This is a genomic window from Frankia sp. CeD (assembly GCF_000732115.1).
GTDB lineage: Bacteria > Actinomycetota > Actinomycetes > Frankiales > Frankiaceae > Frankia > Frankia casuarinae.
Genome location: NZ_JPGU01000040.1, coordinates 25,622 through 37,469 on the forward strand (window position 1 = coordinate 25,622; position 11,848 = coordinate 37,469).

The 11,848-nt window shown below is 67.8% G+C and carries 10 protein-coding genes; 8 read left to right on the forward strand and 2 right to left on the reverse strand.

The genetic code is table 11. The features are described from left to right. Window positions 1-38 precede the first annotated feature (38 nt). The 5 genes from CED_RS17225 to CED_RS17240 all read left to right on the forward strand — a co-directional run bounded on the left by CED_RS17225 (window position 39) and on the right by CED_RS17240 (window position 6,414). On the forward strand, window positions 39-455 hold the full coding sequence (locus tag CED_RS17225) for a DUF6112 family protein (protein WP_011434514.1): 417 nt from the start codon (window positions 39-41) through the stop codon (window positions 453-455). 69 nt (window positions 456-524) lie between these two features. Further along, window positions 525-1,313 carry a hypothetical protein gene (locus CED_RS22905; protein ID WP_084680838.1) on the forward strand — a complete coding sequence of 263 codons (789 nt, stop codon included), beginning with the start codon at window positions 525-527 and terminating at the stop codon, window positions 1,311-1,313. After that, on the forward strand, window positions 1,310-2,695 hold the full coding sequence (locus CED_RS17230; RefSeq protein ID WP_035912290.1) for a hypothetical protein: 1,386 nt from the start codon (window positions 1,310-1,312) through the stop codon (window positions 2,693-2,695). The genes CED_RS22905 and CED_RS17230 overlap by 4 nt, the downstream gene beginning before the upstream one ends. 39 nt (window positions 2,696-2,734) lie before the next feature. Then, window positions 2,735-4,237, forward strand: coding sequence for an SCO6880 family protein (locus CED_RS17235; protein WP_035912293.1), 1,503 nt, complete (start codon window positions 2,735-2,737; stop codon window positions 4,235-4,237). After that, window positions 4,234-6,414, forward strand: coding sequence for a conjugal transfer protein TraC (locus CED_RS17240; protein WP_035912295.1), 2,181 nt, complete (start codon window positions 4,234-4,236; stop codon window positions 6,412-6,414). The genes CED_RS17235 and CED_RS17240 overlap by 4 nt, the downstream gene beginning before the upstream one ends. A gap of 40 nt (window positions 6,415-6,454) precedes the next feature. Here the strand turns inward: CED_RS17240 and CED_RS17245 are convergent, their stop codons facing one another. Beyond that, a complete protein-coding gene (locus tag CED_RS17245) occupies window positions 6,455-6,997 on the reverse strand; it encodes a YbhB/YbcL family Raf kinase inhibitor-like protein (protein WP_011434509.1) in 543 nt (180 codons plus the stop codon). A 146-nt stretch (window positions 6,998-7,143) separates the two neighbouring features. Here CED_RS17245 and CED_RS17250 point away from each other — a divergent pair, with 146 nt between their 5' ends. Next, window positions 7,144-7,482 carry a P-II family nitrogen regulator gene (locus tag CED_RS17250; protein ID WP_011434508.1) on the forward strand — a complete coding sequence of 113 codons (339 nt, stop codon included), beginning with the start codon at window positions 7,144-7,146 and terminating at the stop codon, window positions 7,480-7,482. A gap of 419 nt (window positions 7,483-7,901) precedes the next feature. On the opposite strand, the gene CED_RS17255 is transcribed toward CED_RS17250, so the two are convergent. Continuing rightward, a complete protein-coding gene (locus CED_RS17255) occupies window positions 7,902-8,708 on the reverse strand; it encodes a DedA family protein (protein WP_035912297.1) in 807 nt (268 codons plus the stop codon). 596 nt (window positions 8,709-9,304) lie between these two features. Between CED_RS17255 and CED_RS17260 the strand changes: the two genes are divergently transcribed. Continuing rightward, a complete protein-coding gene (locus tag CED_RS17260) occupies window positions 9,305-10,513 on the forward strand; it encodes a lipase family protein (RefSeq protein ID WP_035912299.1) in 1,209 nt (402 codons plus the stop codon). 917 nt (window positions 10,514-11,430) lie between these two features. Further along, window positions 11,431-11,848, forward strand: a 418-nt coding sequence (locus CED_RS17270) for an organic hydroperoxide resistance protein (RefSeq protein ID WP_035912304.1), incomplete at its 3' end; no start/stop codon positions are given.

Sequence of the window (11,848 nt, forward strand, 5' to 3'; positions counted from 1 at the left end):
CGGCNGGGCGNCCCCCCGCCTGTGGGAAAGGAACCGAGATGATCCTGGACGCCGCCGCCGTCAAGGCGACCGTTGTCCTCGCTGAGGTACAGGTCAAACCGGATGACTCCAAGGCGCCTGGCATCAATGCTCTGAAAGACCTGGTCAACGGCCTGGCGGCCTATGCGGTGATCGCTGCGGTCGCCGCTGTGCTACTGGGCGGTATCGCATGGGCACTCGGCGAACGGATGGGCCTCGAACGCGCGTCGATGGTCGGCAAGAGCGGTGTGATCGCAGGCTTCGGTCTCGCATTCCTCGTCGGTGCCGCGGCAGCCTTCGTCAACTTCTTCCTTGCCACCGGTGCAACGGCCACCGCACCCGACCCTAACCCGGCTGGCCAGCGTCAACCCGCCGTAGAGCTCACCGTTGCCGTTGACCCCGGCGTGGTCCATGACCCATCGTCAACGCTCTTCTGACCTGTTCCCCGGATACCAGCGGGCGGACATTGCGATGATGACCGTGCCGTCTTGTGAGGGGAGTGGGCGTTGGTAAGCCTTGTGGAGTGGGCGGCCAGACGCCTGATCATCATCATCGTGACCACTGGCACGGTGAGTGTGATCGGCGGATTGGTCATCGGCCGTTACGTGGTCCCAGACAATGGTTCGAATGGCCCGGATACCGCGTCCGTCGCGCCGCAGACCTCTCCGAGCGCTACCCCGCCCGGAGTGACGCCGACGCTGGTCCCCTCGCCGAAACCGTCCAGCCAACCGGCCAACACCGCCGCCACCACCTCAGTCCCCGGTGTCCCCACCCGGATCAACGAGTTCGGTATCCCGGTCGGCTACCCCCACACCGAAGCCGGCGCCGTCAGCGCCTGCGCCAACTACGATGCTATTACTGGAAATCTCCGAAATCGTGAACCTTCCCGCATAAGAAGCATGTTCAATTCGATTTCCGCGACACCCGAATCGGCGAAGCGGCTTTCCGAAATGATCATTTCGAATGACATGGAAAGCGCAAAAGCATACGGCGCTTCATCCATTCAATCTCCCAACTTCACTCTAATTGGACGCATCGCCGGATATGCGGTTCGCTCCTACGATGAGAATAAGGCCGATGTCACCCTCTGGGGAGCCGTCGCATTCGGCATCTACGGAAATCAAAACCCGAATCTCGCCCCACGGCAGGGTTGGGGAACCGACTATTGTCAGGTCGTATGGAGTTCGGGAGACTGGAAACTTAAAGACGAAAAAGACGGCCCTTCAGAACCCGCCATCACCGAACGCGCAGCTGAAAATTTCAAAGAATTTCTATTGGTCGGAGCTGGAACGTGACCGAAGATAAGGAAGTTCTGGCTGTATCGCTTAGTTCACTCAACCCGCTCAACCCCATCAAGGATGCGATAGCGGGGAGTGCGGATGCGTACTTCAACTCGACAGGCAAGGCCTTCTGCGGCATGGCGGCGGACCTGTCCAGCTCCGTATTCAGCTTCGCGGCGCAGAAGACGACCATCAACCTGAATGCCGACTACGTCGTCCAGAACTACAACATCGCGTTTGGGGTGGCGGTCCTGATCGTCACCGGCCTGTTCATCTGCGCCTGCATCATGGGCGCCGTGCGCGGTGATCCTCACATCTTCGCACGCGCGCTCGCCTCCACCGGCACCGCGATCCTCGGCTCGTTCGTCGCACTCACCCTGCTACAGATGGTGCTCACCGCCTCGGATGGGATCGCCGACGCCTTCGGTGACGGGAAGCCACTCGGCTCGGCCCTGGTAACCCAACTGCGGGCCCTACCGGAGCAGGGGAACTTCGCACTCGACATCGTGCTGTCGCTGCTGGTGGCGTTGTTCTCGTTTGCGCTCTTCGTGGTGCTGTACATCCGCAAGGTCGCGATCATCGTGATGGCGGTGTTCATCCCGGTGTATCTGGCCGGGCAGCCGACGATGTCCACGAGCGCCTGGATCAAGCGGGCGACCGAGATCCTCTTGGCGCTGATTTTCGCGAAGCCGGTTATTTACGCGATTTTCACACTCGGTGCCGGTGTGGCAAGCGACTCGAGCGGCTCCACAGTCGATCAGACACTGACGATCCTCGGCGGGGCCGTGGTGATGATTGCGGCGGNGTTNGCTCCCNTCGTCCTGCTGCATCTGATGGGATTCGCCGACATCCACCTGATGCGCGCCGTCGGTTCGGCAGGTCGGCGCAGTGCGGCGTCGTTCGGCCAAGGGGCGGGTGCGTTGCTGGGATCGACGTCGCGGGAGACTTTCCGCGGAATCGGCGCACGGCTGCAGACCCGCAACCGCGGCATGCTCGGCGACGCCGGTGGCGTCGGTGGCGTCGGCAGCGAGCCCGCGCTGCCCCGGCCAGCCGGGCTACGGACCGGTCGTGGCAGCGGCCTCGGCGCTCCGGCGGGCACGTCATCCCGGACGGGTGCCGCCACGGCCGCGGTGCGCGGCTCGACGGCCGGCCGGCCCCGGGCCGGCGGNGGCAGTACCCGGCAACCGGCAAGAGCCGCCACCCCCACCAGGGCGACGGTCACGGTCGGCAGCAATTCCAGGCCGGTCGGCGCCACGAGGACGATGCGCCCGGGTTCCGTCACGGGCGGGGCACGCGGGACCGGTCAGGCCACGAGGCGGGTACCCGTGCCCCCGCCGGCGTCCCGGCCTCCGAAGATGACGGCGGCGGNGCCGCCGTCCCGCACCGGCGGCACGTGAGTAGTTGAGTGGCGAGGNAGCGAGGTAGCGAGGTAGTCGATGATCGCGGAACGCAGTTACCGCTTCGGACCGCTGGAACGCGGCGGAGTCATGCTGGGCATGCGCTGGCCGCAGCTCGGCCTGATGATCGGCGTGATGCTGTGTGTGCTCGGGGCACTTCGCTCTCCGCTCCNGTTCATCCCACTCTGGGTACTGGTGGGAGTAACGCTCCTGTTTGTTGCGTTCGTCCGGGTGGAGGATCGTAATCTCGACCAGTGGGTGCCGATCCTCTTCGGCTTCACGATGCAGAAGGTGACGGGCGAAACGGTGTTCCGTGGCGCGTTCTTCCGGCTGGGCGCCGGGGAGGACCAGCTCAGCCGANCGGTCCTCCCGGGGCCGCTGTCGTCGCTGGTGATGTTGTCCGTACCGGTCGGCGGCGGCCGGTACGTGGCGGTGGTAAAGGATGCCAAGCAGCAGACCTACACCGCCGTCCTGCAGGTGCAGGGTAGCNAGTTCGCCCTGCTGGAGTCCGGTGACCAGCAGGCCAGGGTGGACGCCTGGGGGGAACTGCTGGCCGGACTGACCGCCGGGGGCGGCAAACTGTCGCGCATCCAGTGGTTGGAACGCACGTTGCCCGACTCCGGCGACCAGCTTCAGCGGCACTGGCGGGTCCGCGGGCATCACGACGACTCCTGGGCCGCCGACGCTTACCAACAGGTCATCGACGCGGCGGGTCCGGTGGCGNNGCGACACGAGACCTACCTCTCGTTCCAGCTTCGGACCAGGGACGCCCGGCGCGCGATCCAGCGGGCCGGGGGNGGTGACCAGGCGGCCTGCGCCGTCCTGCTCGGCGAACTGCGCACGATGGAGGCGGCTCTCGCCCGTGCGTCCATCAACACGGTCGGATGGCTGCCGCCACGGGCGCTCGCCGCGGTCATCCGCACCACCTACGATCCGTACTCGATCGAGATGATTGACGCGCGGGGTGGTGCGAGTACGGACCTCGCCGGGGGCCTGAAGGGGTTGGCGTCCGGCATCGACCCGGCGGTCGCCGGCCCGGTCCGGGCCGTCACCGCCTGGGACCACTACCGCACCGACTCTGGCTTCCACACGACGTACTGGATCAATGGCTGGCCGCGTGTGCCCTCCCCCGCCGCGTTCCTCGCTCCGCTGCTGATGGAGACGACCTGTCGGCGGACGGTTTCACTGATGGTCGAGCCGCTGCCCGGCCGGAAGGCGGAGAAGGCGGTGAACCGACGGCGGATGGCGCACCTCGGTGAACAGCAGATGCGGGACAAGGTCGGGAAGGTCACCACCCAGCGCGACGTGGCCGAGGCCGACGAGGTCGAACGCCGCGAGCAGGAGCTGATCGCCGGATTCGGCGCCTTCCGCTTCCACGGCTTCGTCACGGTCTCCGCCGACGACCTCGACGGGCTCGCCGACGCCTGCGGTGAGGCCGAAACGCTGGCCTCACGCAGCCGGTTGGAGATGGTGCGTCTCGTCGGCGAGCAGGATCAGGGCTTCAGCGTCGGAGCGCTACCGTTGGCGGTGGGGGTTTCGTGAGCTCAGCACACGACGACGCCTCGGCGCGCGGGTACCCGGTCCCGACCGGCTACCCGACCGGCGGCTATCCGGGTAACAACTATCCGGGTAACAGCAACACGAGCCATGGCCAGCCAGGCAATGGCCAGCTGAGTAACGGCTATGCGGGCAACGGCCATGCGGGCAACGGCCATGCGGTGGGCGGTTACGTGCCGGCCGGCTATCCAGCCGGTGAAGCCGTGGCCGGTCACCCCGAGCGCGCCGACAGCAGCCCCGGCGGCCCCGACGACGAGGGCCCCGACGGCGACTTCGGCGACAGCGACTTCGGCGATGGCGACTTCGACGACGGCGACTTCGGCGATGGCGACTTCGACGACAGCGACTTCGACGACAGCGACTTCGACGACCCGCCCAGCTACGACGAGACCGGTTACGACCCCGACGGCTACGAGGCGGCGGACTACGAGGCCACCTCCCACGACCCGGGACGCGATGCCGAGGGCTATGTGGACCTCGGCGGCGGTCCGCGGCGGCGGCGCGAGGGACGCCTATCCGCGGAGCCCCCCCGGCGCAGCCGGCGCGCGGAACGGGCCGCGGCGGCCACCGAGAAGGCTGCGATGCGCCGGGCCCAGATAGCCCTGCGCCGGGGCGCACAGCCGCCACGGCTGTTCGGGCCGTTCGGCGGGCGAACGTTCCACAAGCTGCGGCTTCCCGCGCACATGGAGACGACGGCGCAGATCGCCGGCATCTACCCGTTCGTCGTCGACTCCGGCCTGGCCGCGCCCGGCATGTACATCGGTCGGCACGTCTGGTCCGGGAACTCGTTCGACTTCGACGTCTTCGAGCTGTACCGCCAGCAGGTCATCGAGAATCCGAACTTCGCCGTGTTCGGCGCGGTCGGCTCCCGCAAGTCGGCGCTGCTGAAGACGCTGATCTCGCGAGGGGCGGCGTTCGGCTACCAGGCCGCCGTACCCTGTGACCCGAAGGGCGAGTACACGCGGCTGGCTCGGCGCCTCGGCTGTGAGCCCACCTACATCGGGCCCGGCATGGCCACCCGGCTGAACCCGCTCGACGCCCCACCCCGTCCGATGGGCATCGCCGACGAGGACTGGGCCCGTGAGGTGAAGCGGGCTCGTTCGGCGCTGCTGTCGTCCCTGATCGAGACGGCGAAGGGGGTGCCGCTCACCCCGGCCGAGCACACCGCGGTCGACCTGGCTCTCGACGTCGTGACCCGGCAGATCACCGGGGCGTCCCCGGACCGGTGGGCAACCCCGATCCTGCCGCACGTGCTGGAGGCGATGACGGATCCAACCGAGGAGGACTGTGTCAACCTCCCGATGACCGCGACCGAGCTGCGCGACGCCTCCCGGGATGCCACGCTGACCCTGCGCCGGCTCACACACGGCGCGCTGGGCGGTCTGTTCGACGGGCCGACCACCTCTCCCCTGGACTTCGACCGTCCGATCGCCGTGCTGAACCTGGAGCGGGTCCAGGGCAGCGATGAGATGATCGCCCTGATCATGACCTGCGCGCAGGCGTGGATGGAAGCGGCACTCATGCGCCAGGACGGCGTGCAGCGCTACGTCGTCTACGACGAGTGCTGGCGGCTGATGCGGTTCGCCGGCCTCGTCCGCCGGCTGTCCGCCCAGCAGAAGCTCGCCCGACAGTGGGGATGCGCGAACGCGATCGTCGCCCACCGCATCTCCGACCTGCTGTCCGCCTCGCCGGACTCGGTGGAGATCGCCAAAGGCCTGCTCGCCGAAACCGCGATCCGGATCCTCTACAAGCAGGCGTCCGATCAGATCGCCGACACGCAGGCCGCGCTCGGGCTCACCGACGTCGCCGCCGACCTGCTCCCCAGGCTCGACCCGGGCTACGCCCTGTGGCTGATCGGCGCCCGCGCCTTCTACGTCGAGCACGTCGTCGGCGACCTGGAGATCCCCGTGGTGCTCAACGGCTCGAAGATGCACGGCGAGGTCGACGACACTAACCTGNCCCCCGACGATCTGGATCCGGCCGAGCTGGACCCGCCGGATCTCGGTCCCGGCCGGCTGCGCCGGATGGCCGACGAACTCCTCGGCGACCGGGAGCTCGCCGGCNGGGAGCTCGCCGGCGGCCCGGCCGNCCCACGGGCCGCCGNCCTCANGGGNGGGTTCGGTTACCCGCCTGTGGAGCCCAGTCCCAGCTCCACCGGCTGACGATCCCCGGGGATCTCGCCGCGCCGGCAGGGCGGCCCCGTCAGCGTTGGAAGGTCACCCGCAGCACGGCCCGGGCGAGAGTGTGGAAGGTGAGGTTGAAGCCGACGACGGCCGGTGAGACCTCGTCGTTGATCTCTAGTTTCGGCACGTCGACCGCGTGGACGGTGAAGATGTACCGGTGCGGTACGTCGCCCTGCGGCGGCGCGGCCCCGCCATACGCCTTGGAGCCCCAGTCGCTGCGCACGTGATACGCGCCGGCGGGCAGGCCGGTGAAGTCGCCGCTGCCCGCGCCGCGGGGAAGTTCGGTCGCCGCCGCGGGGATGTCCACCAGGACCCAGTGCCAGAATCCGCTGCCGGTGGGCGCGTCCGGGTCGTAGCAGGTGACGACGAAGCTCCTGGTCTCGGCGGGCTGACCGGACCAGGCCAGCTGTGGGGAGATGTCGGCGCCCCCGGCGCTGGTGTGCACCTGATCGGACGGAACGACTCCACCGTCGACGAGGTCCGTACTGGTCACGGTGAACAGCGGTTTGGCGGGCAGCACGTCGAACGGGTCGGGGGGTGTACCGCGGTCGAGCAGGGACATCTACCATTCCTTCCGTTACGCCATTCGATGACATTCCCGAGACGGAACCGTCGCTTGCCGGCTCTACGCTTCTCCGCGATGAAACCTCATCCCGAAGGTGCGCCGGGCCGTCGGCATGCGGTTCCAGACAACCTGGTGAGGTCCCGGTGAGACTGGTCACCGCCATCCTGCGTCCACATCGCATCGATGACGTACGCACCGCCCTTGAGACCTTCGGTATTCAGGGTATGACGGTCAGCCAGGTGACCGGATTCGGCATCGAACTGTGGCGTACCCAGACGTATCGCGGGCAGACCTTCCACGATGAGTCGGTGAGCGCCGTGCGGGTCGAGTGCGTCGTCGCGGACTGCGACGTCGAGGACGTCATCGAGGTGATCCGGAGATCGGGCGGATCGGCGGCCAGCGGAGCCGGCAAGATCTGGGTCCTTCCCGTCGACGCCATCGCCCGCGTCCGCACGGGGGAACGCGGGCCGGACGCCTTGTGAGTCCGGACGCCTTGTGAGTCCGGACGCGACCGGCTGCGGTCACCCGGCTGCGGTGACGGTGACCAGCAGACTGCACCGACCGTGACCAGCTCGATTGCCGCGATCGCTCGATGGTCCCCAAGGCCACGGCACCACCCATCAATAGTGAGACGATCGTCATACAAACGATGCTTTCGGTGTGCGACCAGCGACTGTTCCCACCTTTGGGTGACGAGGAGAGGCGACAATGACCCGTTGACCCGATACGGTTGACGGGTCCCGGCGGGCGTCTCGCCGACTCCCCCCGTATCGGTGCGGAGCCCGCCGGGACCTGTCCTCGCGACTTGGCCCGCATCGCAGGTAACCGTTCGCGCGGCCGCGATGACCATCGGGGTATCCCGATCGGCCTCGGTCTTCTCGATCAGCCTCGGTCTTCTCGATCAGCCTCGGTCTTCTCGATCAGCCTCGGTCAGTCCCGGCGTCTGACGTTGATGGGCGACCGAGTGACGCCCGCCGCCGCGGCGTGGCCGTACCGCGAAGGTCTCAGCCTCGTCGGCGACCGGGGCNCTCCCGCCGAATCCAGCGGAGCCCTCCCGCACGGCACCGTTCCCGGCCCGCTTCCTACGGCGGGCCCGGAGAAATTCGAAAGCAATGGGAAGCACCGAGACGACGACAATCAGAATCAACATCGGCTCAATGTTGTTCCGTACAAAGTCTATCTTGCCGAGGTAGAAACCCAGAACCGTGATGCCGCAACCCCAGACCACCCCGCCCACGATGTTGTAGGTGATGAAGAGGCGGTAGTTCATCCGGCTCACGCCGGCGATAACCGGAGTGAAGGNGCGGACCACGGGAACAAACCGCGCCAGGATGATGGACCGCGGCCCGTACTTCTCGAAGAACTCGTGTGCCTGCTCGACGTACTCCTGTTTGAACAGCCGCGAGTCGGGGCGTCGGAACAACGCCGGACCGACTCTTCGACCAATTAGGTAGCCGACCTGGTCGCCAGTCACCNCGGCGAGCCCGATCAGGACAGCCGCCACCGGCAGCGGGGTGGAAAGCTCGTCGCGGGCGATCAGCATACCCACGGTGAACAGCACGGAGTCACCCGGGAGGAAGAACCCGACCAGTAGGCCGGACTCCGCGAAGACGATCAGCAGAACGACAGCCAGGCCCGCTTTGGCCAAGCTGTCCGCGCTGAGGACGCCAGGGCCGAGAGCGAGGGTGTTCGACGCGAATGCATTCACTATCGCGGGCCTCCGACAGGCTTTGACGACGGGTTGGACACGTCCGTGAGACCGCGGCAACCGTCGAGGGACCGCCACCGCACCCGCCCGAGGACACCGTAAGGGTATCGAGCGCTCTCCCGTCTCCCACCGGGCACCCGCAAGAGTGGCTCCCCGGCGTCCCGGGCGCGTCCCGGCAGGTTGCGGCATGCCCGGGTGCGCCCGGTACGTCCCTCATAGGTTCCCCACCATAGGTGCCCGATCATGAGTTTCCGATCATGAGTTCCCAAATTGTCCAGTGCAGCGATCCGCCGCCAGTCAAGATCTGGCCGGCCCAGGTGGACCGCCGACGTCGATGGCCGGATGTGCCTCATTAGGCTTAATTCGTGCGTTATCGGCGGCCAAGCCAGGATCAGCGGCCTGTTGTCCCGAGTGATCCGAGTGATCCGAGTGATCCGCCGGCCTGGCCGGATGCGTTAACGCCACGGACCCCGCGCTCCCGGCCGATGCGGTCAGCGCGGTCAGCGCGGTCAGGGAGACCGACGCGACCGGCTGCGGGGGCCACCCCTGTCGGGGCGCACCGATGCCCTTCCCACCCGGTCCGTACCCCGCTGCTCATGGTCCTGCTTCTGCTCGGGCTCCTGCTCGGACTGCTGCCCCTTGCGGCCTGCGGAAAGCGGGATGGCAACGACGGATCATCCCCCGCAATCAGTGCCGGCGGACCCGATGAGCGAGGTGCATCGTTACCACCGGGAACCCGCGGGGAAATTCTGTCCAGTCAGGTGGTCGCGCCGGCCCCGACCGGCATCCGGGCGTGGCGGGNGATGTACCGATCCCACGCGACGTCGGGCGTCGACATTCCGGTGTCCGGGATAATCCTGGCCCCGGAGGAGAACGTTCCGGTTCCGCCGGGCGGCCGAAGAATCGTCGCGTTCGGGCATGGCACCACGGGCCTCAAGGATGCCTGTGCACCGTCGGCGGCACGACCCGCGCTGATCGCCGCCGCCTCGACTTTTCCGCTCGTCCGGGCCGGTTATGTCGTGGCCCTCACAGATTATCCGGGGCTGGGGAGTCCCGGCGAACACGCGATCTATGTTGCCGAGCCGGAGGGCAGGGCCGTGCTTGACGCGGCGCGCGCCGCCGCCGCCCTCAAGGCGACCGGTGCCGGTCGCGACGTCGTCCTCTGGGGCTATTCGCAGGGCGGCCAGGCGGTGTTGGCCGCCGGAGCGATTGCCGCCGCCTACGCACCCGAGCTACGGATCCGGGGAGTCGTCGCAACCGCCCCCCTGGCCGACCTGCCGGCGTCCCTCGCCACCTTGCAGCACAATGCCGACGGGGTCGCCTATGTCCTGCTGGCGATGATCGGGCTGTCCGTCGAGGACCGGACGATCAACCTGGACCGGGTACTCACCCCGACCGGCCGGCGACTGCTGTCGATCGCCCGCGACCGCTGCGCCACCGACCTCATCAGGGCAAGCATCGGTACGTCCGTCAGCACCGCCTTTACCGTCAATCCACTGGATCATCAGCCATTCGCAGCCGGATTCGCCCGGCAGCGAGAGGTGGCCCTGCGGAAGATGGCTCCGACCCTCGTTCTCCAGGGCGACCTCGACCTGGTGATCCGACGCCCGGTGACCGACAGCGTGGTCACCGGGCTGTGCCGGAAGGGCACGACCGTGGACTACCGGCGTTACCCCGACGCGGACCACGGCACCGTCCTCGGCGCATCGATGGCCGAGCTCACCGCCTGGGTCGCGCAGCGCTTCGCCCCGCACCCGCCGCCGGTCACCGACATCTGCGAGATGCGCGCAGCTCGGTTCGGATAACCCGTCCCCGGCTAAACGGGCCCGTCCCCGGCTCACGGCAGGGCCCGGCTCACGACAGGGCCTGTGGACAACCGTGCGCCCGAGCACACCCTGCCCATCTATGGGGACCGTCAGGTGGCTGATCCGGTAGCTGATCGGGTAGCTGATGTGGAAAACGTCGCCGCCCGCTGCCCATGGCGACACACCCACCCTGTGGATAAGTCCGCGGGCGCGGTGCAGAGCCCCCTCGGGTCGCACTGCCCCGAGGCGATAAGCGATGAATCCGCTCACCAGCACCCACGACGGTGACCGACGAAACCGCCGTCGTTCTCCCACCCCGGGCTGTGTGGAGCACCGTCGACCGACCGTCCCTCGACCTTCCACTGACCGTCCCCACCGTGCCCATCAACGGCGAAGGGGCAATCCGGCCACCAGCACCAGGCCAGGTGACCGGCAGAACCGTCAACCATCGTCCGGAGACGGGCAGCGTGGGCACGGGCGGCCAAAGCNGATGGACCCTGCCCGAGCTGGTTGATCGTCAGCTCATATCGCTCTTGCCCGGGTGGGGCATCGTCACCTGAGCACGGCCCCGTACCGCCTGGGGATCCCGTACCGCCTGGAGATATCGCCCGCACGCTGCCCATGGGAGGGCAGCCATCGGAGGGCAGCGTGCGGGACCGGTGGAACCCGCGGAATCCGCCGACGCCGTGCTCGGCCAACTCGGCGACTGCGGCGGAGATCACGCGAGTGTCGATCGTCGTATCCCGGGGCCGTCCCCGTCGCGGTCGGTCGAGCTCGCCGGTCTTCTCCTCCGCCGTCCGCTCAGGCTAGGCGGGAATCGAAGGTGTGGGCCGCGAAGTTTTTAGGGCACCAGTTTGGTTGCATAAATGTCACAGGCTCTCCGGAGCTTCGGCAACACCTGATGCACGGAGGCAACCATGGCGAACACGATCTACTCCGCCACCTCGACCGCCTGGGGTGGACGCGACGGACGGGTGGTGTCCAGCGNCAACCGGGTCGACCTCCAGCTCTCCGCCCCGAAGGGCCTCGGTGGTGACGACGGACCGGGCACGAACCCGGAACAGTTGTTCGCCACCGGTTACGCGGCGTGCTTCCATGGCGCGCTCAAGGCCATCGCGCGCGGGAAGAAGATCGATATTAAGGACTCGGCGGTCTCCGTGACCGTCGGGCTGATCAGGAACGACAACGGCAGCCTGGGGCTGAGCACGCGGATCGAGGCACAGATCCCCGGCATCGAGCGGGCGAGCGCCCAGGAGATTCTGGAGGCCGCGCACGCCCTGTGCCCATACTCCGTGGCCACCCGGGGCAACATCCCCTCCGAGGTGGTCCTCGTCG